The sequence below is a fragment of the Agrilactobacillus fermenti genome, assembly GCF_047943045.1.
GTDB classification, from domain to species: Bacteria; Bacillota; Bacilli; order Lactobacillales; family Lactobacillaceae; genus Agrilactobacillus; species Agrilactobacillus fermenti.
Genome location: NZ_CP181347.1, coordinates 20,634 through 45,664, shown reverse-complemented (window position 1 = coordinate 45,664; position 25,031 = coordinate 20,634). Strand labels below are relative to the sequence as shown.

Genomic DNA, 25,031 nt, shown 5'->3' with positions numbered 1-25,031 from the left:
TAAGTTTTAAATTGTAAGCCATTACAAGATCAGTATAAAACTGTTCTCTTACATTGTAAAATAGTTCACATTAAAACGGTTGCTTCATACTAACTAATAATCAAAAAATAACACGCGCTAAAAAGCATTCAAAGCTGTAGTATCCAGATACAAAAAAGCCGGTCGCAAAACATTAATTTTGTCCCGGCCTTGTGTGCATTTATTTTTACAAGATTATTATTTACTATGAATTAAGATGCTCACCATGCTTTGCATCTTTTGCCGCAACTAAAGGACAGCCCACGTCATGACAGCCATCACAAGCTGGTTTACGATCTTTTTTCAAATAACGTGACCAGATCACATATGCAGCACTACCAAAAATTAAAATTGCTAAAATTACGGTTGCCATATCTAACATCTCCTCAAGATTGTGCGGTTGAAAGTTCAGCAACTGGTTGTTGGCGTTTCGGCATGAAGCCTAACGCGTAAACACATAATGCCAAGGCTGCAAAAGCAATCCCAGTACTAATTGTGAAGGCCCCGCCTTCTAGAAGCCAATGGGCAAATTGATAAATCATGAAACTCACTAAATAAGCCAAACTGCACTGATATGTGACGGCCGTCATAGTCCATTTCACATCGCCAAATTCCCGGCGCATCGCACCAACTGCCGCAAAACAAGGGGCACATAATAGATTAAAGACTAAAAATGAATAGCCAGCAGCAGGCGTAAATGTTGCCCGCAGCAGCGGCCAAATTTGTTGACCGCTCTCAGCTAAGCCTTTCGCATGACTGAAGAGCACACCGAAAGTTCCGACAACATTTTCTTTTGCGACCAATCCCGTAAAAGCAGCAACGGTTGCCCGCCAGTTGCCCCAGCCTAATGGTGCAAATAGTGGCGCAATCACAGCCCCAATAGCTGCTAACATGCTTTTACCTTCAGAGACCCATTGGAGTCTGAAGTTAAAGTTTGATAACAGCCAAATCAAAATACAACTGGCAAAGATAATGGTCCCCGCTTTTTTAATGAATGACCGACTACGCTCCAATACCTGGCGCGCGACGTTCATAAATTGTGGCATATGATAAGTTGGTAATTCCATAATAAATGGTGCGGGATCACCAGCAAATAATCGCGTTTTTTTCAAAAAGATACCTGAAGCGACAATGGCAAAGATCCCGACAAAGTAAGCAGAAGGTGCGACCCAAGAACTGGTTGGGAAGAAAGCACCAGCAACCAGCGCAATGATCGTCAGTTTTGCAGAACAGGGCATGAATGTCGTGATCATGATCGTCATATGACGATCTTTTTCATTCTCGATCGTCCGACTAGCCATGATTCCCGGCACCCCACAACCTGTTGCCACCAGCATTGGGATAAAAGACTTGCCAGACAAGCCAAATTTACGGAACAAGCGATCCATGACGAAAGCAATCCGCGCCATATAGCCGCAATCTTCCAAAATACCTAAACAGACAAACAGTACGATCAGCTGCGGTAGGAAACCGATCACAGAACCGACCCCACCAATAATACCGTCTAAAATCAAGCTTTGCATCCACGTTGCGACTTGCCAACTTGCTAATAAGGGTGTCAATGTATTCGGGATGATTTGACCAAATAACACGTCATTGATCCAATCTGTCCCGAGTGTACCCACAGTTTGAATGGATAAATAATAAACAGCCCACATCACAACAGCAAAAATTGGCAACGCCAAGAAGCGGTTAGTCACAACCCGATCGATCTTATCACTAGTACTTAACGAAAAATCACTTTTCTTAACAACGGCTAAATTGACGATGCGTGTCACAAACGCATAGCGTTCATTGATCACAATACTTTCACTATCATCGTTGAATACTTTTTCAGCCGTGCGGATAATATCTTCAAGCTCTATTTTTTGTTCATCCGTGAGCGTCAGTTGTTCATTGATCTTGGTGTCCCGTTCAAACAGCTTAATGGCAAACCAGCGTTTACGATCATAAGGTACTTGCTGACAGATCACGTCTTCGATTTCACCAATAGCTGCTTCAAAACGTTTATCATAAAGGGGGTAGCGATCTTGAGTATCGGTATCTTCAGCCGCGTCTATTGCTCGCTGCGTTGCTTCATTGAGGCCTTGTGCCTTTAAAGCACAGATACTAACCACAGGTACGCCCAGACCATAGGCTAATTTATCTAAATTAAATTGCTTGTTTTGCTTTTTGACAACATCCATCATATTCATAGCCACAACAATCGGTAATCCAGTCTCCATCAATTGGACTGTCAAATATAAATTACGCTCAATATTTGTAGCATCGACAATATCTATAACCGCATCCGGTCGATTGTCGATCAAATAGTCCCGGGCAACGATCTCTTCAGGTGAATATGGTGCCAAGGAATAGATCCCAGGCAAATCCTGTAAAGTTACTTTTTTGTTGTGCTTCAGATAACCGGCCTTTTTTTCTACCGTAACGCCGGGCCAATTACCAACATACTGCCGCGCACCAGTTAGTGCATTGAAAGCAGTTGTTTTACCACAGTTGGGGTTGCCTGCTAGGGCTAATTCCATGCTAGTCATGGCTTGCCTCCTCCACTAAGATCAGCTGTGCTTCTGATTTACGTAAACTAAGTTCATACCCACGAATGCTCACTTGAATCGGGTCGCCTAATGGGGCAACTTTACGTACTCTAACGATCACACCCCGAGTAAATCCCATATCCATTAACCGGCGCTTAACCGCACCTTTCCCTAAAATTGCGCCGACACGACCAGAATGTCCAACTTTAGTATTGGCTAACGAAGTCCAATCCTGATCGGAACGGTCTTGCTTCGGTTCGATATAAATCAACGCCGCCGTAGCTCGATTCAATGCGATTCGGCTACCACGGGCCAAAACGATCATTGCATCTTTAGAAGCTGAAATAATGTGAACCTCAGCGCCTGTTGCAAAACCTAAGTCACGCAGATGTTTGTCAGATTGGTCGATCTTAGGATTATTTCTAACCTGATAAGCCATGCCGATTTGACCATCTGTCAAGGGTATCATCCAACCATCCCCTTTATCTATCGAAACAATTAAGTCACTTATGGACCTAATTGAAAACAATTCTCATTTGATAATTTAAAGTTAGGTTATTCTTTATGAGAAGTCAATAGGGAAATCCCACAAAATTACTATTTTTGAAAACGTGTTACATATTTATATATCAACTAATTGTACACAATCTATAAAGACTCATAATTTTAACATTTTATTCTAATCTTCAGCTTCATAGATTTGTGCTGCCATAAAAGTCGTGATCCGGTCCATCGTCTCAGGTCTGACCAAATGTCCCTGCCCGCGACCGATGTCAAACTGCATCTGTCGGCCATATGATTGCGTATGGTGCTTTACATAGAATTGGTAAGCATCTTCAAAGTCGATTCGTGGATCGGCTGTCCCATGCCAAAACAGCAACGGCCGCCCAGCGAGTTTTTGCGGCCGACTCGCCAAATCATAATGGCTCAGCCAACTGGTTAGCTCTCGAAAGTCAGCTGGCAATGCTCGTTTAAAGTAAGCAGCGCGCTGAAGGACACGCTCCCGATACAATAATGGCTGGGGGCTGCCCATCACACAAGCCGCCCATTTGATCTCAGGATGCTGCGTTAACAACGCACAAGTTGTGATGCCACCCATAGAAACGCCGCCCACACCGATGAGATCCGCTAATAAAAGCTGATTTTGTTTTAAATAATGTATAATTAATGAAAATTCAGCTAAGTTAGCTTGAATGCTCTGCCAAAATGTAAATGATGGTATTTGTGAAATTTGTTGTAACAAGCGTTCGCCATGATTAAAAGCATCCGGTAAAATAACGCGTATTTTTTGCTGGGCTAATTTTCGTGCCTGTGTCAAAACCAACTCCTTAGCAGAGCGCCAGCCATGATAATAGATCACACAGGGCAATGGCTGCGACTTGAATTGTTCAGCAACAACTTCTAAAATAGGAATCTCATTTACATGTCGCCGGTGTACAAGAATCATAATACCGTACCCTCCCATCAAATCTTCAAACTTATTTGCAATACTAATCTTACGAAATCAATTATTTCATTAACAGAAAGGCAGACACTATGACTACTATCAAAAAGAATATCCAGCCTTTACTAGGCAGCTTAGCAATTTTAGCGGCAATCACATTCACATTTTTTAATTTCAAAACGCAGGCCGTTCACGCGGAAACATGGCAGCAACCCACGGTTACCCTGGGGACCACCTTAACCACTGACCAAAAACAAGGGACAATCAATACTTTGACAAAAGACCTAGACAATAGCAATTACCAAACAATCACGGTCAATGGGGATACTTTAGTGAAATATCTGAACCCTTCTGGCAGCAACTTTACCAGTAATTCCAGTGTTTGGTCTAGTGCTGCCGTTGAGAAAACAAGCTCTGGTTCAGGTATTAATGTGCACATCCTACCGTATAACGGTAAGAATAATATTACTACAATCACAGCTGATCAATACAAAAATGCCGCATTAACTGCAGGTGTGTCTGACGCAAATATTTATGTGACCTCTGCAGTCCCCATCGACGGCTCAGGCGCGCTAGCTGGTGTTTATGCCGCTTTTGATCAAAACGGCAGCGATTTAAGCCAAAAGCAAATCAATGCGGCGCAAAATGAAATGAGTACGCTGAGTGATATTAATCAAGACAATAAGGGCAAAGATGGTTATTCCGATGCCCAATTAAACAACGCCATTGCCGGTGCCAAAAGCGATATGGCTAAAGCTGGACATAATATCAGCGTGGGTCAGATCACAACGATCGTAAACAATCAATTAGAGAAAAATAATATTCAAAATATCATCAATAACAATCAAAAGCAGCAAATTATTAATATTCTAGTTCAAATTCGCGATTCTGGTGCGTTAAATTCCAGCAATTTTAAACAACAAGCCCAAAAACTATCAAACAATATTGTCGATAGTGCCAAAGGCGTGTTTAATAAGCTGAATACCCAGGAAAATCGAAATTTCATCCAAAAAATCTGGGATGCCATTGTGAATTTCTTCCAGAATTTATTTTAACAGAGCGCGACAAAGGATGGTCAGCTTCGGAGCACTAACGGAAAATCGTGCAGATATGGCGTCAGCCATTCCAGAGATTTAACGTTAGGTGACGAAGTTATCCTTTGGAGCGCGTTTAATCAGAGCGCGACAAAGGGCGGTCAGCTTCGGAGCACTAACGGAAAATCATGCAGATATGGCGTCAGTCATTCCAGAGATTTAACGTTAGGTGACGAAGTTACCCTTTGGAACGCGTTTAATCAGAGCGCGAGAATCAGCGGGTAGTTTTGGCACACCAACCTAAAAAAGTGATTGAATTCAAGATCATCTTGAGTTCAATCACTTTTTCAATGCCCTTATTTCAAATAACCTAAGCTATAAATTCGTGCCGCTAATCGTACTTCTAAATCATCAGACCTTACATTTGATCCATTTCACGATTCAACAATTCATCCACAAATACATTACCATGATTATCAGCATGCCCCTTGGTCCAAGTCAACTGTAATTTAGGAAACTTCGGTAAGAGCTTTGCCACTTCCCGCCACAATTCAACATTAACAGGTACCGAACCATCTGCTTTACGATAACCGCGACGCTGCCAGCCAACCAACCAGCCTTTTTGTATGGCATTTAGCACATATTGGGAATCCAATACTCCTAAAATTGCCGTTTCATTTAAACCTAATTGAATGAGCTTTTCTAAAGCCATCTTAAATCCAGTAATTTCCATTCGGTTATTGGTCGCACCGAACTCATGGCCTGAATCAGCAATTTCTTGCCCTTTGACTTGGATCAAATAGGCCCAAGCTGCTTTATCAGTAGCTTTTACATGGCCGCCGCGAACATTACCTGTATTTCTAGAGCCGCCGTCTGTATAAAAGATTACTTCTGCGGTATTTTCGCTTGCAGGTGTGCGTTTAACAACGTTAGTGCTCTTTTTTATACCTTGATTGGTGCCAGAATTTTTACCTGCTGTTTGAACGAAAACCTCTGCCTCTTGGCGGGTCTTAAAGCTTTTATAGCGGGCCCCCGTGTAGCCCTTGACTAGTTTTTCAGTGGTCGCCCAATCGTTAAAAACGCCGCGTTTACGGCCTTTGGCAACGGCATAATATTTTTGTCCCATATTGATCACAACACTCCTAACTCTCATTTGCAGTCCAACATTTAAGCAATAATGGTAGGCTCTACTAACCTAATTTCGTAAAATAAACCTAGAAGATCGAAAACGATGATTATTTTAATGAGCTACTTGAAATCAGCCTGAACACGGGCATCCTTTAGGATCAGTTTTCATCAAATGGATTAATGTAATAACATTTTTATTAAGGCGGACGCTTATTCGTGAAAGAAGGTGGCTATCATGAAGGATATAAGCTATGGTCAATTACTCAAATTTGAGTTACAAACTCGAGGCAATCTTAATTTAGGCGCTTATATTAAAAATGATACCAGCTATGAAGCCGCCTTAATGGCGCAACAACTCCCGGCTACTGATTTGTGGCACTCGAATGCAGAAATGGTCCATGATTATGATGCTATTTTAAACAATCCGCTCATCGCCCACTGGTTACTAAAAGAAGTGGGCTTTAGCTTACTGGCACTGGATCTATCATATCAGCAAAAAGTTCAATTTTACAAACACCAAACAAATTTTTTTGTCAAAGCTATCATGTTGCTGGTTGAAGATGAAACGACGAGTTTAAGTCGAAAGAATTTTACTTTGCTAAAAGCAGCGCTCAAAAATAGTGCCAAACTTAAAGTTAGTCTACAGGGATGATTTCATATGTGTCTGAATAGATATTGAAAATAGCGAGCGAGACAAAATTAACGTTTTGTTTTCGCCCGCATTTTTTACAATATTTTCTACACGTTGTAGATTGATTTCAACTCATTGTAGTGTTACAATACTTTTTGCTTCCAGAAAAAAGGTAAGGAGGTGCCTAGATGAAACGTACATTAGATAAACAAAAAGTGATGGCAGAAGCAGCCGCGTTGGTCAAAGAGTCTGGTTTTGAAAAACTAACCTTTCCTAAATTAGCGAAGCGCCTGGATATCCGCTCACAGTCACTTTATAACTACTTCAAAAATACCAATGACCTCATTGAATCCATGGGGCAAAATTTTATGGATGATCTCTATCAAGTTATTATCCAAGAGCTGGTGGGTTTAACTGGTAAGGCCGCTTTGCGGAGCTTTGGTGAAGTGATCCACAGCTACTTCCGCGCACAGGGCCAGCTTGTTACCATTATTTACTACATTCAAAATTACGGTCAAAACTCTGCTTTTCGCCAAGCAATGGCTAAGATCTTAAATATTTTAGATCAACTCGTCCAAACACTTGAACTATCCAAACAAGAACAGATTGCTTTTGCACGTAGCTTTTCTAGTGCCATCATTGGTTTTACGGCTATTGAGATCATGGGCTACTTCAAACCTGAGGATCAAGATCCTGATCAAAGTTTTGAACATACCCTAAATCTATTGCTAGCAGACAAATAAATCTCGAGGTGAATTGTTAATATGCGCCGCTTTTTACACAATCATGTGGGCTCATTAGTTGCTTGGATCATTTTAGTGATTGCCGCAGTCCTAATGCTGCCTAACATTTCCGGCTTAATTCGCGATAAGGGGCAGACCAAGATCCCAGATACTGCGCAAAGCCAAGTTGCCAACGCGATCCAAAAGGATTGGGGCCGTGGTCAAGGCAACACCCGACAAATTGTTGCCGTTTTCAATAATGGCAATAAGGCCTTGACGCCGACCCAAAAGGAAAATATCGAAACCACGATCCATCGCTTGGACCGTCATGCCAAAAAATATGGCATCAAATCTATTACAGCCCCAAATGATAATGCTGAGACCAAAAAGCAATTGATTTCAAAAGATAAATCTACCCAAATTGTTCAAATTTTGGTTGCTAAAGACCATGGCACAGTCAACCAAGTCAATCAAGAATTATCCAGCGCCGTTAGAACAGCGGGTGTTAAAAGTTATGTGACCGGTGCCGATATCCTAAATGAAGAATTTAGTCAAAAAACTCAGCGTGGTATTCAAAAAACTGAAGTCATTGCGGCAATCTTTATCTTTATCGTTTTGATTATCGTCTTCCGATCACCGATCGTGCCGCTGATCTCCTTGTTAACCGTTGGAGTTTCTTTCATCGTTTCTTTAAGTATTGTGATGAATCTCGTGCAGTATTTCAACTTCCCATTATCAGACTTTACTCAAGTCTTTATTGTCATCGTCTTATTTGGGATCGGGACCGACTACAATATCTTACTATATGACCAGTTTAAAGAAGAACTGGCGGCGGGCTACGACAATTGGACTGCCACCAAACGGGCGCGTAAAACAGCGGGCAAAACTATTTTGTACTCAGGTTCTTCAGTGCTGATTGGCTTTACTGCTCTAGGATTAGCTAAATTCTCAATCTACCAATCAGGTCTAGGTGTGGCCGTTGGGGTCGCTGTTTTACTAGTCGTTCTATTAACTTTGAACCCTTTCTTCATGACTTGGTTAGGCAAGCGCATGTTTTGGCCAGCAAAGAACTTTTCTGGCCATTCAACCAGCAAGTTTTGGAACTTTCTTTCTGAGAAAAGTATCTTCCACCCGATCGTTAGTTTATTACTCGTTCTACTAGTGACCGTCCCGTTCATCTTCAATTATAACAGTAGTTTGGACTACGATAATCTTCATGAACTAGGTAATGATGTCCCTGCTAAGCAAGGGTTTGACGTGGTTCAAAAACATTTCTCTAAAGGGACGGCCGAACCAACCACACTTTACATTCAAAGCAATAAACGGCTGAACCAAGAAGAATATCTAAAAACGATCGACGATTTGACTCAGAGCTTGCAAAAAGAACCTGGTGTCAAAACGGTCGCTTCCGTCACCCAACCAGGTGGTTCTAAAATCAAAGCACTCTATGTAAAAGATCAAGTGCATACCTTAGGCAAAGGTCTATCTCAAGGTCAAAAAGGGCTGGGTACCATTCATAAGGGCCTCAATGGTGCAACAGAACAGCTAGGTCAAAATAATGGTCAATCAGCGCTGACTGGTGTTTCTTCATTGATCGATGGCACTAATCAATTGACCAATGGCAGCCAGCAGCTCACTGGTGGCATTGACCAATTACAAGCAGGTAGTCAGCAGTTGGCTACTGGGATGAACGCCCTAAGTCAACAGTTAAGTGCCCAGCTCACTGGTAGTAATGCCAACCAGATTCAAGCATTACAGCAAGGCTTGCCTCAAATTAACGCTGGTATTCAGCAATTAAACCAAGCCCTTCAAAATAATGGTGCTGCCGGTATTGATACTAGCGTGATCACCGATAATTTGGGTAATGTTGCAACGCAAGCCCAGAGCATTGGCAATAATGTCCAGGCTGCTGGTCAAACCCTCAGTGCTTTACAATCAGCTGGAACCGGAAGCGCCGACAGTTCTCAAGCAGTCCAGCAAATATTAGCTGCTGCTCAAGCGAATAACGCCCAACTAACTGATGCACAAATGCAAATTTTAAGTCAAGCTATGGCTAGTGGCTTGGCATCAGCGACAACGCAGCAAACAGCTGGCCTTAAACAGCAATTACAATCGGTCGCAGCTAATCTACAGCAAGCTGGCGCTGCCGACCAGAGTTTGGGCCAAAGCTTAACCGCCATCCAGCAAAGTGGCTTACAAACGCAAGTGCAACAATCCGAAGCACAATTGGCCCAATTAAAGACGCAAGTTGCCTACTTGGCCCAGAATGCTAATGTGGCATTACCTGGTGCAGCTACCGCATTGAACCAGCTTTCAAGTGGTTTAACGCAAGTTCAAACGGCTGTTGGTCAAGCCAATACTGGCGCCAGCCAACTGAGTAATGGTACTAGCGAACTAGCTAGTCAAGCCCCACAATTAACGACTGGTTTGGGCACCTTACAAAATGGGCAACAGCAACTTTACACAGGTCTACAACAAAGCACAGCTATGTTAGGTCAATTACGTTCTGGCTTGGGTAGTGCTGCCAATGGGGTTCAAAGCGTTAACAGTGGTCTTGGTTCAGCACATCAATACATGAATCAATTTGACCGATCTCAAGCAGCCGAAAGTTTCTACATTCCTAAAAACGTCCTAGAAGGTAAAACTTTCAAACAAGCATTGAACAACTACATGTCTTCTGATTACAAGACAACGAAATTAACGATCGTGCTTGATGATAATCCAAGTTCAGCCAAGGCCATGTCTCGTATTGATCAAATGTCCACCGATGTTAAGAGTCAATTGAAGGGCACGCCATTGCACCATGCTAAAACAGCCTTCGGTGGTCAAACATCTACGATTAATGATACGTATCAAATCTCTTCCAGTGATTTCTTAAGAACCGCTGCGATCATGATTATTGGGATCTCACTGGCACTGATCTTTGTCACCCGTTCCTTACTACAACCAATTTATATCATTGGCACCTTGTTATTAGCTTACTTCACTTCATTAAGTCTCACTCGCGAAATTAGTAAGCTGGTGCTAGGTCAAGCTGATCTAACTTGGAACACACCTTTCTTCACTTTCATCATGCTCATCGCCCTCGGGGTTGATTACAGTATCTTCTTAATGATGAAGTATCGTGAATTAAAGGAAAATCCTAAGTTTGATATTGGTTTCAGCATGAACTTAGCTTCAGAGATCATTGGTGCTGTTGTCATCTCTGCTGCGATCATTCTAGCCGGTACCTTTGCAGCTTTGATTCCATCTGGAGTATTGACCTTAATTCAAGTGGCGATTGGCGTGATGGTCGGCTTAGCAATCCTAGTGATTATTATTCCAATCATGATGTCCGCTACGATTAAACTGACGTATGATTCACCACTTAAAGGCTTCTCATTTAAGAAACATCGATCAGACTCTGACCAAGAACACTCAACAGTTGACCACAAATAAATATGGGCTAAATGTTAAGTTTTTCATATTAGTGGTTCTGTTCTTAGAAATACTTTGAAATCACAAGTACATTTAACTGATTTATATAAATAGCAGGAACCGAAACAAGACTAAGTTTTGTTTTTGGCCCCTGCTATTTTTTATAACTATTTATGTTATTTTTCTATAAAAATAACGGCCTTATTGCATATATTGTTGATTTTTCAACAATATATGAGAAAAAATAATGTGATTTTAATGTTAGTATTTCGTAAGATAATCTTTTTGGGAGGGAACAGCGCCATGCAAAAGTTTGAACGGGTGTTTGACCAACTTTTGCAAACGCTGATTACAGCGTTAAAAAGTCAATTTCCATCACTTGGTTCGATACCTAAAACCACACATTATTTTAAGGATATTCTTCAAGAACTAACACAAAGTCAGTTAGTTTCTTTGCGTGCTTTAAATCAATTGCGCAAAGTACAACGATATGTCACACAACCAAGTCAGATCAACCAAGAGACAATTGTTTTCATGCAGCAACTGCTAGCCTACTATCAATTAGAAGCGGCTGAATCGAATCGACAATCAATCACGCATAGTCGTCTGGCACACCTTTTTGGCCAATTGGATATTTCGTCACCTCAAGCCGTTGTCAATGGAAAGGCCGACTTAACAGACTTACAGAAATATCTGAACGTTCCGGTCCCAGCCACAGCTATTTTAAATCGCATTGTCAACCAGCTGCCAGCTAATAGCCATACTTTAACACTGATCATTGGTCGTAGTGGTACAGGTAAATCACAGCTCCTATCAAATTTACAGGCTTATCATCCTGAATTATTTACTTTACCAAATCTTTATATTAAAGACGGCGCTGGTATAAGTTTTGATCCGTTAACTTCATTAGACGACCAACTTTTAAGAGACTTTGACGGTTTTAGTGACCAGCAGCTACGTAGTAATCAGCCTTTACACCAAATTATGACCATTCCAGATGTACTGCTTAAACATTTTGCGCGCCATGCTCAACGCCTGGGAACGTTTACTCAAATGATAGATATGATTCAAACAACAAACATCTTAGACGGACCACCCCATGATTTGATCACGGCTCAGTTCCAGTTTGTCTATATCGATCGCCTACCACTTTATGATGTGACACCTAGTGGGACTCAAAGTGACTTTTTGGATCAATTAACAGCTAAGATATTTTCCGCAAATGCCTATGAGAATCCTTTTTACCGGGCTTACCAAGCGGACGTTGACCAAAATATCATTTCACCATTGCACCGTAATTTCCAATTATTAACGCACCCACAAATCTTAACGAGTATCAAATATACCTTGATCAAGTCACAGCTTGAAAACCAAAAGGTCTTTTCTATTCGTGAGTTACTCACCTTTTTCCACGATATCGTGGTACCAAAACCGGATACAGCTAAATTGGACAATACAATTTTCAACTTGATGTTTCCTGAACAGCCACAAACTCGAATACTTACTGATCTTCACCAATGCGATCCCGTGACTTTTCAACATCCAAAGATCACGCAGCTTTTACTCCAGTTTCAAGAGACCAATGACAAAGTTGCTTTTCTACAAGCGCAACTCAACCATTATCATTTACCCAGCCATTGGTTTACAAATAGTTATCACTTTTTGATAGATCAAAATACACCGGATATTGCCTTAGCCCGGTGGTTGTTAAGGGTGCTTTATCTTTTTGACCATCAAAACGAGTTTTTTGCAGATCCAGTTTATTTTAGGTTCTTAAAAAGCTATACACATGCGTTAAATTACCATTATGATGCCAACCTTGCTAAGCTGGTCGCTGTTGGCTTACAGCGCTGGTACAGTCAAACACAGTCTGATCAGTCGGCGGCCCAGGTTCATCAACTAGCGATTCCGTTACAGCTCAAGGTATATTATTTAACAACTGAGCGACGGTTGATCAAAGTTTTTTGCGTTATTTTTGATGAATTTGGCGAACACTTGGCTCAAATACCAATTTCACTGAGTTTATTTCGTTTGTTTATCAAACTGGACCAAAACTATGTCCTGTCACCAAGCGATCGTCAGCACCACTTAGCTTTCAGCTCTTTTTTAACCGATCTCTTTACAAACCTAAACTTTAATTATGATACTCGGGTAGACTAATTTTTAACGAACAATAATACCATCTGTAAATTCACTGGGGAGGGATTCAATTTGCGTGAGGGGTATTTTAACTTTTTAGTTGAACAACTAACAAATTGGTTCCATGATGGCACGTTTAACAATGGCAGTCGGTTCTATCTATTATTAAAACACCAAAGTACTGTCGCTCAACTTTACCAACAATTAACCAAAACGAATAAGATCACCATTGCACCATTTGACTTTTATGCTGGTCAAAATGTTTATCACACCATTGCCCTCACCAAAAGGGATCAAAAGGCCATCATTGTACCGTTTGATCAAGAAGCCAATCCTGGATTTTTGATCCACTTGCAAAGCGAATTAAGCACTCAGCAAGGACCGTTCGCCAATGCCATTTTAATTTATTTAACAGCTAAGCCATTTCCAGCCATTATTTATAATGCGCGTGATCTAAGTGATAACGGTGGGCCGCTAAATATCAAACAAGTTTTGAAAAGCCTTGAAACCTTGAGGGGCCTTTCTCAGCTTAAAATCGGCGAGAAAGACTTAGTAACTGACATCTTACGGCGCACGCCACATAAACAAGCCAAAGAGCCATTGGCTGAACTAGCAGAAATTTATAATTTATTGCAAAAGAAGACGCTACTGGCAAAAGATTACCAACAGCACGGCTACTTCTATGATGCAGAACTGCGCACGGCTAATCATATGACCGCCAATAAACGGATCCAGCAAAATCATAAGCTGCATCTCGAAATCCAGCATATTTTAAGCAAGCAAGATCCAAATCATCAGCTTGAGAACTACCTTTCGTTTGAAGATCCTACAGAATTTGCTCATTTTGCAACTAACTGGCAGGAACGGCCATTTAACGAAGTGAATACGGCCCGGCAAAATTTCTTGAACCAAACTTTTTCAACGGTACAACTTCAAGTTGCCAAACTCGAAAAATTGAACCGGCACCTTAACTTCTGGGTACAGCAACGTCACTTTAATGATGAACAAGCGCAGCTGCATTCTGCCCAAGAATACAGTATTTTAGCTTTTGTTAAACCTTCTGAGCAAAATAACAGCCTCGTGATTCGGCTGCCCTTCAATTCTGAGTTGAACACAAGTGGGCTTATTTTTGAAAATTCATTCCTGTTTAAGGGTAAAGAGCCGCTTACTGGTGCTATCAAAGTCGTAGATCGATTATTGGTTTTGAATTTAGACAAAGCTGACACCCGGCAAGTTTACTATGGTCAAATTTATTACAAAGCTGAAGCTATCAAACTGCCGTTAATTTTTAAAATTGCTGTCTTACCAATGGATCCACGCCACTTAACAACTATCGCATCTGCCTTCAGTTTATCAGTAGCTGCCCATGGTGATTATGCCATCCAAATCCATTCGGATACACCATCGGTCACTTTCTTGAATGGCAACAGCCAGGCTAGTACTAAAATTTCGGTCTCACAACATAAACTACATGAATTCTTTATTAGCCAGACCACTCAATTGGATTTTGCGCCGCTCTTGGAGCAAACGGCTCAGGTCCATTTTACTGTCATGCTGCCCAATATTTTTGAACACCTCATACCATTGAAATTCCAACTGCATTATGAGCCCATCGTGAAGCACTTTTTAAATAATTATCAGATTGAGAATCTACGCCGTCGATCAAGACATGGCTTGTTTTTTGATCAAAATAAATTGATCGATGATGATAAGGCTTATTATTTGAACGCTTCACAGCAACATTGGTATGCCTTGGAACAGCAAATGGTCCAGCAACAAAAATTTTATGGCAAACTTGACGCTAACGGTAATTTTCAAGCCCAAGAGCTAAATTTACCAGATGACATTCAATTAACGTTGGAACAATTAGCTCAAACCCTGATGGACCATGATCGCCTCTTAAGCCTGTCCAACTGGCCGCGTTATTTTCAAGTGACCGTACAGCAATTCTTGGATCAAGTCTCAGCACACCTATCAACCCACAATAACGATAATGGCTTACCTCAACAAATCATTAACTTATTTTATATTGGGGCCGTTTGGTCTGATCATTCATTTTATTTATCACCTTTCTCGCCGCTATTATTAGCTTATCAGCTGTACTATAACAAGCGTTTAGCTACAAGTGCTTTAAATGAAACGATTCAAGCGCAACTATCAGCTGCTGGATTGATGCCCTACTTAATTTTAAATAATCAGATTTATCAGGCTGATCGGACCTTTTCTAATCATTGGCTCCGCTATACGTCACAGCAAAAACATCACTTAAAATCTAACTATGCCCCGATTTTGAGTCATATCTTAACCAATTACAAAGAAAATCATGAATTCTTGTTGCAAGTATTACAACAGCAGCCTTTGAAAATTCGCTTCATCCATATTCGGCCAGACGCCACAATTTTAAACAGCATCGTGCGCTTTTTCATCAATGACTTCAAAAAAAGTCCGCTGGGTGAAGTTACCCCGCTAGAACTGCATTTTGAAAAAAGTGCCGATAACCAGATCATCGAAGCGTTTTTGCAAATCCATACACGCTCAGAATTGGCGAAACTGCTTGGGTATCAGATCGACTATGCTCAATTTTCAGACGAAACCTGGCAAAAATTGATTCAAATCATGCAAAACAATTTAGCCATTTATTTCAACGACGATATGCCTTTAGATGAAGCCTTTCATATTACTTTCTTCCAACCTCAGCGTGTATTACATGAGGTCCATCAGCTGAACACTAATTTGGAACCTAGTTATGCTTTAAACGGTCTGATTCCAAATGCACAAACCACTAAGGTTCGCGGTGTCCCCATTCAAGGCTTCGGAACTAAAAACGCAGATTCGTCGGCATCTTTGATCGACTTTGCGGCAAAGTGGAATAGTTTAGCCATGATGAATCGTAACTATCTGTCACCTTATATTCTCAATGATATTTGGGCCATGTATACCCATGATCCTAACGAAGCTGAGACTGAAGCCTTGCTTTCCAGCAGTAACCAGACGTTGATTTTTGAACCTGGCGCACCTTTGATCGACGCACTGGAGACTGACGCGACCTTCAACTTGACCCGCTATCATGTTGCGGATCCAGTTAATTTTGATGTCGTAGCCGTGACTAAAAATACCAACCAGCAGCATCAATGGCAGCAATATTTGGCAGCATATCAAATTGAACCTACTAAAAAGCAACAACGTGATCTATTAGCCTATACAAATCTATTTAATGATTATTGGCATACTTATAATCACCAAAATATTTTACAAACTGGGCTTAAGCAGATCACGGCGTATAAGGAAATTAGTGGTCTACTCTATCATCCCGACTTTATTTGGGTACCCATCAGTATTAGCGTATTCAAACGCTATGCTAAGGATTTTGGTTTGACCGCTCGAGGCATGCCTTTTACAGCTAAAAACTTGACCCACTTTGGTTTAACAAATAGCGATTTATTGCTAATGGGCCTGAATTTAAGCGATTCCAAGGTAATTCAATTTTATATTCTTCCAATTTTGATTGGCCGACACCCTTTTGCAAAAGCCAATTTAGCAGCCGCTCTGAATCAATTAGATACGTCATTTCTCACAGATTACATCAAAATTTTTCTCGGAAAACTTTTCTATACCAGTTTAAAACAACTGCCCAGACAAGATGTCGACCAAACAAAAAAGCAACGCTTGGAGCCGTTAAAAGATCGCCTGTTTAATGCGCACTTTGAATTAATAGCTGATCTCGATGGTTTAGAGGCCCACGCCCTTCGCTTTACAGCTAACGCAACAACGCACTTTAGAACAGTTGAGCATCATGATGCCCTGCTTGAAGTCAAAGTTCCTAACAACGACATTTATACTTACGGTTTAGAAGATCGCCGCCAAATTGAAAAATTAATTCAAGGGGCTGCTTTTGATTTCAAATATAGCGATCTGCTAAGCCAACGTTATCAGCAGCAACAATCGCCTTCAGTAATTCAGCAAAGCTCTCAAGATCAAAAAATTATTGCCAACGAAACTATGGGTAACGTTAGCCATCTGAACCAAGTGCACCCCGTTACGCCAGAAACCAATATTGAGCATCGCCTACTAACAGCTAAAAATCTCAATCAAGCGGCTACCCAGTTCTATCTCGGCCGCAGTATGACGAATCAAATGATGGTCAATTGGGCCTATTCCAATCCAGAACTGACCGATCGCCATCTATTGATGTTTGGCGATAATAGTTCGGTAAAAATGGCTTTCATTCGTCAGCTCTTAAAACAATTTACCCAAGTAAAAATCAGTATGGTCGCCTTGATCACGGATGAGGCGCACATGGCTTACTTTGATGATGCGGATTTTGATAAAATTACCTTCAACGACCTAGATCAAATGGCAATTCGTTTAGATCCTTTTGCCGTGATTCGCCAAACCTTGACGGATCATCCTTCTACTAATACTTTACTAGCTCTGATCAACCAGGTTGTCTCATTATTACGTTCTGCTTTTAAACTGACCAGCAATGAAACTGAACAGCTGATCCAGGCAATTTCCAATGGTCTAACAAAACAACCCGATACTTTTCGCTTTACCGATTTGCCAGACTATTTGTCAGATCAAAAGTTACTTGCTAAATTGGCTGAATTGATCAGCCATGATCCGTTCACTTATCAGTCTGAATTTCATTGGCGTGAATTCTTCAATGGCGATGGTCACTTATTTGTGATCAAGTGCCAACATTATCCACCAAAATTGCGCACGTTTATTATTGACTATATGCTGAATAATTTATTGACTGAGTCTGTCACTTATGGAAATGCCTACCATCCATTACCGATTTTCATGGATGACACCAGCATTTTAAATCTTGATCAATCAGTCCCAATCGCCCGCGCCTTGGAACAAGGCAGTCAATATGGTCTTTCGTTGATCTTGAATAATCCGCACTATGAACCGACAACGGATTCAATTTTAATGACTCACGATTTTGAGACAGAGCTTTTCTTCAAGATGTCTGAAGAAAAAGAACTGTTATTTGCAAAAATCAAAGCCAAAACACTTAAAGAATATAGCAATCTGACACAATTACTTACCAAATTGACCGATCACACTTATCTCATTGCTGGCAGACTATGGATCAATCATCAGCTTTTACCCGATTTGATCACTGCTCAATTAGATATGCATTGAACACCACACCTCAAATTACATGACTTCAAGTCATCATTGTCTAAAAAACTGTTGTTCTAAATGGCCAGCCCTATGTTGGTGGCATTCCTGCACTTTGCGGCCAGCTTCGTAATGTGGTTTAATTTATAGCACTTGTATTTTGTAAGTTAAAGTAGTATAACTATTCTTGCGATTAATGGAGGTGTGTTTTTATGACTGAAAAAACAGATATGGCCACAGCACAACGCAATATACAAAGTAAGAATATTAAGACTCGTAAACGAGCATTAAAATTAATCAAACAATTCAAACGCAATGGCAAAACTGCTTAAGTTCAGTGATTTAATACGTCGTTTGTTTTGAAACTATAAACTTCTTACCAACCAGTACCCAAAAGGTGCTGGTTTTTTAAGGTTCTATACTTTTTGGTGTTGGTGGACGTTAGTCCACTGGCACCTTATTTTTATACCAATTTTGAGACACAAAAAAGGAACACCATGTTCCTATGTTACAATCAAGTCGTCTAAAACCAATTGAAAGAAGGATGAATGATGTTCCCTACTACTGATTTTACAGAAAATGTTTTAGGAATCAAGGATAGAAATATAAAATTTGATGAAAATCTGCCTTTTGAAACGAAAAAGATCAAAGGTGAACGTGCTGCTGTTTACCATGCCAAGCTAGAAAGCCAGGAAACCCGTTGCGTAAACTGTGGCTTTGAAGGCAGTTTGATCAAATATGGGACGAAAACCTGTCGGTTAAAATTACCTAATGTGACGGCTACACGACAACCGGTCTATTTGGAATTGAAAAAACAACGTTATCTGTGCAAGCAATGCCGAACGACTTTTATGGCAAAAACTGAGGTTGTGGCAGCTCATTGTTCGATCACTCGACCAGTTCACTGGGCGATCACCCTAGATGCTCGTATCAACACATCACTCAAAACTATTGCCCAGCGCTATCATATCTCAAGCGCTTCAGTCCAACGGATCTTGATCCAAGATAACGCCTACTCCCTTCAAGAAAGCGGAATTATTTACCAGAGCATCTTTGTTTCGACGAATTCAAAGCAACAGACACCTATAGCTTTATCTGGATGGATGCCCAGAGCCATGCCCTTGGGGCTGTCCTGCCTTCACGTCGGATAGCGACACTCAAGGATTACTTCTTAGGTTTTCCTTTAGCCGAGCGACTAAAAGTTAAAAGTATCGTCGTTGATCTGAATGCGGCCTACATCAATTTTATTCCAGCTGTATTTCCCAATGTACAGATCATTATCGATCGTTTCCATATCATCAATATGGCTAATCGTGCTTTGAATACCTGTCGTAAGCAGTTGATGAAACAACAGAAACGCAGTTCCAGAGAATATAAATTACTTAAATCTAACTGGCGTATTTTCTTGCGTGATGCTAAAACTTTGGAAGCCAAAAAACCGAGTTATCACCCGGCAGTTGGTTATTACGATACCGATGTCAATCTAGTCCATCTTGCTTTGAGCTTAGATGAGACCTTCAAACAAACTTATGAAGTTTACCAAAGCATTTACTCAGCAGTTCACGATCGTGATGCGACAGCCTTGAAAGCAGTCTTGAATAACTACCGACCGTTACACAATGAAATGGATACGACTATCAGAAGTCTTAAAATACATTGGCAGGCACTCCTCAATAGTTGTCGTTACGACTACTCCAATGGTCCAATTGAAGGGGCTAATCATAAAATCAAAGAGATCAAACGTACCAGCTATGGTTTTAGAAGTCAACGGAATTTCAAACTCAGAATATACCTGCAATTCGCCCATATCTAAATAAATAAAGCAGTCCAGCCAAAGGCTGGCAGGCCATTACTTGATGGTAACAAAAAAGTTAGACCGATTAAGATCTAACCTCTCAAAATCTTTATAAAAAATGTTCACCAACACTCATTGACAAAGAACCTTTTTTAATTTAAACCAATCCTCTAACCAAAATAGCGATTTACGAGGTGAATTTTTTGAAATCCGTTTTGATGATTATAGTTAATATTTTTATTTTATTTGTAGCATGTACTGGTGTATTTGCATTGTTTCCATCCATAAATAAAGCACTTTTAATTTTGATATTTATCGTGCTTGGGATCTTAAGGGTCTACTTTTTATATAAGAACAGAGGAGATTAGTTTTTAATAGTTAGTAGAGCTGTCATTATTCCTTCTTTTGGTCAAGTTACTACTTTTGCTTTCATTAAAAATACCGCCCTAGTTGCTAGACAAACATGTTAGCAATTAGGGCGGTATTTTTCTAATCTCAATTTTTTAATAGACGACACATGAAAAGATAATGCCGTTCATTTTAATTTACGCTATCAACTTTTTTCTTAGGATACTTAGCTGCAAAAATAACATAGATCAAACAAATAATTTCTAAGCCTAAAGTCAGCACAAAAACACTGCGATAGCCAGCTAAACTGGCAATCAAAGACCCCAACATCGGACCAACCACACTACCCATTGCCTGAAACGACTGGGAATAACTAAAAATACGCCCAAAGGCATCTTGAGGTGAGTTCAATGTCATCAAGGTTTGATAGGCTGGAATAACCGCGGCATCGGAGATACCAAATAAAAATCTTAAAAAGATAAATTGTTTTACATTTTGTAAAAAAATCATTGGTACCAAAACAATCGACGCGGTTACCAAACCAATCACTAAAATCTTTTGCGCCCCGACCCGATCAATGATCCGGCCCATGATCGAGGCTGCAATCAAGGTTGCCATCCCTGGAGCAGCAGCGACTACCCCAGAAACGGAAGCCACATCGCCGTGCCCATGTAGTAATTGTCTAACGAACAAACTAACGATCGGTTGGATCGAACTAGCTGAGGCTTGAACGACCAATGTGGTCAGAAAAACCCCAAACAACACGCGCGGTGCCTGTAATTCTTTAAAAACAGTTTTGATCTTGCGCATTGCTGTAGCAGCAATTGGCTTGAAGTTCTCGTGAACGAAAAATAGCGTGGTCCAGAAGACAACAAACATAAGCGCACCAGCAATATAAAAAGCAGCGCGAAAACCAAAATGATCTGCCAAAAAACCGCCCATTAGCGGGCCAAGCAAAGTCCCAGTTACCTGTCCGGTCGCAAGCGTCCCCATTGCTTGACCTTTTTTAGACCTGGGTGATTCTTGTGCCACGATCGCCTGAGCATTATTGATATAACCGGAAAAACTGCCTTGAATCCCGCGCAGTAAAATTAGGATCCAAACGTTAGTTGTCAGTGCTATCAGGGTAATTGTGATCGTCATGACCCCTGAAGCTCGTAAACACATTAATTTTCGGCCTTTACGATCAGCCAATTTCCCCCAAAGCGGTGAAACAATGGCCTTCGCCAAAAATGTAATGGAAAAAGCCGCCCCACTTAAAACATTCAATTGCCAGGGTGAAAAATACCCTAAAGTATCAATAAATAAAGGCATAAATGGCATCGTCATTGAATTGCCAAACCCAGTAATGAAACAGCCAAACCAAAGAATCGCTAAGTTTCGTTCCCATCCAGAACGAAAATAGCTCGCAAGCTTATTCAACATAATAATCACCTGAAATTTCTATGCTGATAATCATACCAGATTGATTCATTTTAAGCGAATAAGCAGGTAGACAAAGCATTCATCTTGCTCCAGCCGCTTTGCAAGTATTACTCATTTATTGAATATCGATATATTTTTATTGATTATCACAAATTCAAGGCTTATAATGGCTAAAATATCTAAAAGGCGTGATTCTATGCACATCCGAACAACTTTATTAAAAATCATTTTAGGTTTAATTGCTCTATTCATCTTGTTTTTAGGCGTCGCTTTAGCCTTTGGTCTTCATCATTCAATCCAGGTTCAGCAAATGTTTCCTGAAAAAATCGTTTGTGCTGTTTCACTTTACTTAGCAGCCCTATTGGCCTTGGGCATCCTGTTGTTTATTTACCGCTTACTGAAACTGATCGACCAAAGTCAGCCTTTTTCAACGACAGCCTTGACCGATGTTCAACGGATCAAAGTGCTTACGTTACTGATGTTTGTTGATTTGTGGGGGACTTTGCCTTTTGTTTATCGTCTTGCTGATACAGGTGATGCGCCTGGACTAATGGTCATCGGTCTTGGTATCGTTGCGGTACCATTTGTCGTAGCTGTTTTTGTCTCAACGATCGAAAAACTATTGCGATCAGCCATCGCTTTAAAACACGAGCACGACTTAACAGTTTAGGAGGGGAATTAATGGCAATCATTGTAAACATTGATGTTATGCTAGCCAAGCGCAAAATGTCGCTAACTGAGCTTTCCAATCAAGTAGGCATTACCATGGCTAATTTATCGATTCTCAAAACCGGCAAAGCAAAAGCCATTCGTTTTTCCACCTTATCCGCTCTGTGTCAAGCGCTTGATTGTCAACCGGGAGATCTCTTAGCTTATCAGCCAGAGCATGAGTAACATAAATTATTTGGTATCCTTAAATAAAATTAGCTGTATGAAAAAAGAGAGTGGGACAAAAGGCGCTCAGCACCTGAGCACTAACAAGAATTGTGAAAAATGGTGGGCTTTCCATTTGAGCCATTCGTGGTTAGGTGAGGGTGTTGCCTTTTGGAACACGTTTAAAATAAAATTGTTCGTGAAATAATCGGGGCCGTAGACAAAACGTTATTTTTGTCCCGGCCCCTTTCCTACGATTAGTCAAGTGTTAATTTTATTTATCAATTTTTAGTTTAACTGTGTGCCAAACCATAACGATTTATTTCATTCTAGGTTCAATGACTTTTAGTCGGCCGCTCACGTAGGTTTGTGGTTGTCGTATCAAATCTACCTAACTGACCTTTAAATTCATCTGGAAATGTCATGACGTCTTTCGTGTCTTCTTTAAAGGCATCTAACTCAGCCGACAGTGAGATCGTATAGTCAACCGCCTCACCGTGTTCCCCCATATCTAGACCCGTCCGTTCTTCAGCTTCATCGACACGCATCCGCACGACCAGTCGTAGACCAGCGGTAATTGCAGTGACCATTACCGCCACGATAACGATTGTGATCACAGTGCCCAACAACTGCCCCATGAACAAATGCGCCGAGCCACCATAAATCAAACCTTCATGTGTTACAAGTGGATTAACGGCTTTAGTTGCAAACACACCAGTCAAAATACTACCAACAATCCCTGAAACACCGTGGCAGCCAAAAGCATCTAAAGTATCATCAACACCGATCTTGCCTTTGATCACATTAACCCAGAGGTAACTCACACTTGTTGCGATCAAACCGATCCAAAATGACCCCGCCACCGTGACATAACCAGCCGCTGGTGTAATTCCGACTAGCCCACACAACGTTCCAGTACAAACACCAACCAATGTTGGTTTGCCAGTGCGAATGATATCCAGAACCATCCAAGTGATCATCGCTGCCGCAGTTGAAACGGTTGAGGTAATCGCAGCCTGAACGGCAACGTTATTGATGCCAAGTGCTGAACCAGCATTAAAGCCGTACCAACCAATCCAAAGAATTGCTGTCCCTAATAAAACCCACGGAATATTATAATGTTCTTCTTGTTTGCCATAATCTAAGCGTTTCCCCAAGAAAATGGATAATACCAAAGCTGTAATCCCAGCATTAATATGAACAACAGTTCCTCCGGCAAAATCTAAGACCCCCAAACCAGCTAATAAGCCATGTGGACTCCAAACCATATGTACTAATGGATAATAAACAAATAACGACCATAAAACGATGAACCACATCAAGAAGTTAAACCGTAATCGACCCACAACGGCGCCGACAAATAAGGCTGGCGTAATAATTGCAAACATCAACTGAAAAAGCATATAGACGCCTGTAGGTATCTTATTCGTGGTTAATGCGGCTAAATTCAAACCGCCCAAGAACCAGTGTGAAACAGTGCCGACAATACCGCCAATATTATTATTGAATGAAAGATCATATCCAAAGGCAACCCAAAGTAGTGCTGCAATACCACAAATAAAGAATACAGAAAACATTGTATTCACAACATTACGCCGTGAAACTAAACCGCCGTAAAAAAAGGCTAATCCAGGTGTCATGAACAAAACCAAAATACTTGAAGTTAACACAAATGCTGTATTCGCACCATTCATAAATATACCCCCATCTGATTCAGATTTATTATGTAAGCTATACTAACACAATAAAAATGGGTATACCATTACTTTTTTCACCGTGTCATCCGCTTTATTTACGGTCTATTTGTCGAAGATACCATTATAAAAGGCTTGCTTAATAAAATTTTTTCTGAAAACTTTTTTTGTCCATTTACTTGTCATGTAAGTTAACCTAACATTAAATTAAAATATTTTCGTTACATATTCTTCACAGTGCTAGGCTATTTTTATAACAATTTATTCACATTCAGCCGTTATGATAGAGTCATCATCAAATAAGTGAGGTGATCCGCTAATTCATTAGCACAGTATCTATGAAAACAACTACTAAAGAAGCAATTGGTATTCATTGTCACAAGGAGCTGATGCGATGGTCATTAGTCGGTAAGCGATTGACATATTAAAATTAAAACTAAAATTTTCTTCATTTTCCTTCCTCCCTTAAAGATCAATGTAACCGGAATGTTCCCCCAAGCATTCCGGTTTTTTTATTGCAAAAAAATTTCTAGGCATGCAAAAAGAGTACCCAACTAGATCGCTTTTGCATCATTGGATACTCTTTTATATATGAAGGCGAACACTTTTATTTTAAACGAGAGTGGGACAAAAGGCGCTCAGCACCTGAGCACTAACAAGAATTGCGAAAAATGGTGGGCTTTCCATTTGAGCCATTCG

17 protein-coding genes and 1 pseudogene are annotated in these 25,031 nt (G+C 40.7%); 11 read left to right on the top strand and 7 right to left on the bottom strand.

Annotated features, from left to right (window positions below):
* Positions 1-223 precede the first annotated feature (223 nt).
* From ACNAN0_RS00215 to ACNAN0_RS00200, 4 genes are all read right to left on the bottom strand, one after another.
* Positions 224-391, bottom strand: a complete 168-nt coding sequence (locus ACNAN0_RS00215) for a FeoB-associated Cys-rich membrane protein (protein ID WP_230913366.1) — start codon at positions 389-391, stop codon at positions 224-226.
* Positions 392-404: 13 nt separating this feature from the next.
* Entirely contained in the window at positions 405-2,552 is a 2,148-nt protein-coding gene (gene feoB / locus ACNAN0_RS00210; RefSeq protein ID WP_416353517.1) for a ferrous iron transport protein B, read from the bottom strand.
* Positions 2,545-3,021: a FeoA family protein gene (locus tag ACNAN0_RS00205; protein ID WP_230913364.1), complete on the bottom strand. Its 477-nt coding sequence runs from the start codon at positions 3,019-3,021 to the stop codon at positions 2,545-2,547. The genes feoB and ACNAN0_RS00205 overlap by 8 nt, the downstream gene beginning before the upstream one ends.
* 210 nt (positions 3,022-3,231) lie before the next feature.
* Positions 3,232-4,002 carry an alpha/beta fold hydrolase gene (locus tag ACNAN0_RS00200; protein ID WP_407929187.1) on the bottom strand — a complete coding sequence of 257 codons (771 nt, stop codon included), beginning with the start codon at positions 4,000-4,002 and terminating at the stop codon, positions 3,232-3,234.
* A 95-nt stretch (positions 4,003-4,097) separates the two neighbouring features.
* Here ACNAN0_RS00200 and ACNAN0_RS00195 point away from each other — a divergent pair, with 95 nt between their 5' ends.
* Entirely contained in the window at positions 4,098-5,051 is a 954-nt protein-coding gene (locus tag ACNAN0_RS00195) for a DUF1002 domain-containing protein (RefSeq protein ID WP_407929186.1), read from the top strand.
* Between the two features lie 397 nt (positions 5,052-5,448).
* Here the strand turns inward: ACNAN0_RS00195 and ACNAN0_RS00190 are convergent, their stop codons facing one another.
* On the bottom strand, positions 5,449-6,156 hold the full coding sequence (locus ACNAN0_RS00190) for a ribonuclease H family protein (protein ID WP_230913361.1): 708 nt from the start codon (positions 6,154-6,156) through the stop codon (positions 5,449-5,451).
* Between the two features lie 237 nt (positions 6,157-6,393).
* On the opposite strand from ACNAN0_RS00190, the gene ACNAN0_RS00185 reads away from it, so the two are divergent.
* The 8 genes and pseudogenes from ACNAN0_RS00185 to ACNAN0_RS00150 all read left to right on the top strand — a co-directional run.
* Positions 6,394-6,810 (top strand): hypothetical protein, encoded by a 417-nt coding sequence (locus ACNAN0_RS00185; RefSeq protein WP_230913360.1) that lies wholly within the window; start codon positions 6,394-6,396, stop codon positions 6,808-6,810.
* A 167-nt stretch (positions 6,811-6,977) separates the two neighbouring features.
* Positions 6,978-7,532 carry a TetR/AcrR family transcriptional regulator gene (locus tag ACNAN0_RS00180; RefSeq protein ID WP_230913359.1) on the top strand — a complete coding sequence of 185 codons (555 nt, stop codon included), beginning with the start codon at positions 6,978-6,980 and terminating at the stop codon, positions 7,530-7,532.
* Between the two features lie 21 nt (positions 7,533-7,553).
* The gene (locus ACNAN0_RS00175) at positions 7,554-10,949 is read left to right on the top strand and encodes an MMPL family transporter (RefSeq protein ID WP_416353516.1); all 3,396 of its coding nucleotides are present in this window, start codon (positions 7,554-7,556) and stop codon (positions 10,947-10,949) included.
* Between the two features lie 282 nt (positions 10,950-11,231).
* On the top strand, positions 11,232-13,088 hold the full coding sequence (dptF, locus tag ACNAN0_RS00170; RefSeq protein WP_416353515.1) for a DNA phosphorothioation-dependent restriction protein DptF: 1,857 nt from the start codon (positions 11,232-11,234) through the stop codon (positions 13,086-13,088).
* A gap of 51 nt (positions 13,089-13,139) precedes the next feature.
* Complete coding sequence (locus tag ACNAN0_RS00165; RefSeq protein WP_416353514.1) at positions 13,140-18,218, top strand: hypothetical protein; 5,079 nt, start codon at positions 13,140-13,142, stop codon at positions 18,216-18,218.
* A 191-nt stretch (positions 18,219-18,409) separates the two neighbouring features.
* The gene (locus ACNAN0_RS00160) at positions 18,410-18,529 is read left to right on the top strand and encodes a putative metal homeostasis protein (RefSeq protein ID WP_230913355.1); all 120 of its coding nucleotides are present in this window, start codon (positions 18,410-18,412) and stop codon (positions 18,527-18,529) included.
* Positions 18,530-18,745: 216 nt separating this feature from the next.
* Positions 18,746-19,348, top strand: a complete 603-nt coding sequence (locus ACNAN0_RS00155) for a hypothetical protein (RefSeq protein ID WP_416353513.1) — start codon at positions 18,746-18,748, stop codon at positions 19,346-19,348.
* Positions 19,282-20,010 (top strand): annotated as a pseudogene (locus ACNAN0_RS00150) (ISL3 family transposase); the annotation flags it as partial. The gene ACNAN0_RS00155 and the pseudogene ACNAN0_RS00150, both read left to right, overlap by 67 nt.
* Before the next feature lie 522 nt (positions 20,011-20,532).
* Here the strand turns inward: ACNAN0_RS00150 and ACNAN0_RS00145 are convergent.
* Positions 20,533-21,765, bottom strand: a complete 1,233-nt coding sequence (locus ACNAN0_RS00145) for an MFS transporter (protein ID WP_416353512.1) — start codon at positions 21,763-21,765, stop codon at positions 20,533-20,535.
* Positions 21,766-21,961: 196 nt separating this feature from the next.
* On the opposite strand from ACNAN0_RS00145, the gene ACNAN0_RS00140 reads away from it, so the two are divergent.
* Entirely contained in the window at positions 21,962-22,435 is a 474-nt protein-coding gene (locus ACNAN0_RS00140) for a DUF2975 domain-containing protein (RefSeq protein WP_416353511.1), read from the top strand.
* An 11-nt stretch (positions 22,436-22,446) separates the two neighbouring features.
* Positions 22,447-22,659, top strand: coding sequence for a helix-turn-helix domain-containing protein (locus tag ACNAN0_RS00135; protein ID WP_230913352.1), 213 nt, complete (start codon positions 22,447-22,449; stop codon positions 22,657-22,659).
* A gap of 314 nt (positions 22,660-22,973) precedes the next feature.
* Here the strand turns inward: ACNAN0_RS00135 and ACNAN0_RS00130 are convergent, their stop codons facing one another.
* Positions 22,974-24,332 (bottom strand): ammonium transporter, encoded by a 1,359-nt coding sequence (locus tag ACNAN0_RS00130; protein ID WP_230913351.1) that lies wholly within the window; start codon positions 24,330-24,332, stop codon positions 22,974-22,976.
* Positions 24,333-25,031: the final 699 nt, after the last annotated feature.

Coding starts and splice junctions, on each gene's coding strand:
- ACNAN0_RS00215 (WP_230913366.1), bottom strand. CDS start 391: ATGGCAACCGTAATTTTAGCAATTTTAATTTTTGGTAGTGCTGCATAT.
- feoB (WP_416353517.1), bottom strand. CDS start 2,552: ATGACTAGCATGGAATTAGCCCTAGCAGGCAACCCCAACTGTGGTAAA.
- ACNAN0_RS00205 (WP_230913364.1), bottom strand. CDS start 3,021: ATGATACCCTTGACAGATGGTCAAATCGGCATGGCTTATCAGGTTAGA.
- ACNAN0_RS00190 (WP_230913361.1), bottom strand. CDS start 6,156: ATGGGACAAAAATATTATGCCGTTGCCAAAGGCCGTAAACGCGGCGTT.
- ACNAN0_RS00185 (WP_230913360.1), top strand. CDS start 6,394: ATGAAGGATATAAGCTATGGTCAATTACTCAAATTTGAGTTACAAACT.
- ACNAN0_RS00180 (WP_230913359.1), top strand. CDS start 6,978: ATGAAACGTACATTAGATAAACAAAAAGTGATGGCAGAAGCAGCCGCG.
- ACNAN0_RS00175 (WP_416353516.1), top strand. CDS start 7,554: ATGCGCCGCTTTTTACACAATCATGTGGGCTCATTAGTTGCTTGGATC.
- dptF (WP_416353515.1), top strand. CDS start 11,232: ATGCAAAAGTTTGAACGGGTGTTTGACCAACTTTTGCAAACGCTGATT.
- ACNAN0_RS00160 (WP_230913355.1), top strand. CDS start 18,410: ATGACTGAAAAAACAGATATGGCCACAGCACAACGCAATATACAAAGT.
- ACNAN0_RS00155 (WP_416353513.1), top strand. CDS start 18,746: ATGATGTTCCCTACTACTGATTTTACAGAAAATGTTTTAGGAATCAAG.
- ACNAN0_RS00145 (WP_416353512.1), bottom strand. CDS start 21,765: ATGTTGAATAAGCTTGCGAGCTATTTTCGTTCTGGATGGGAACGAAAC.
- ACNAN0_RS00140 (WP_416353511.1), top strand. CDS start 21,962: ATGCACATCCGAACAACTTTATTAAAAATCATTTTAGGTTTAATTGCT.
- ACNAN0_RS00135 (WP_230913352.1), top strand. CDS start 22,447: ATGGCAATCATTGTAAACATTGATGTTATGCTAGCCAAGCGCAAAATG.
- ACNAN0_RS00130 (WP_230913351.1), bottom strand. CDS start 24,332: ATGAATGGTGCGAATACAGCATTTGTGTTAACTTCAAGTATTTTGGTT.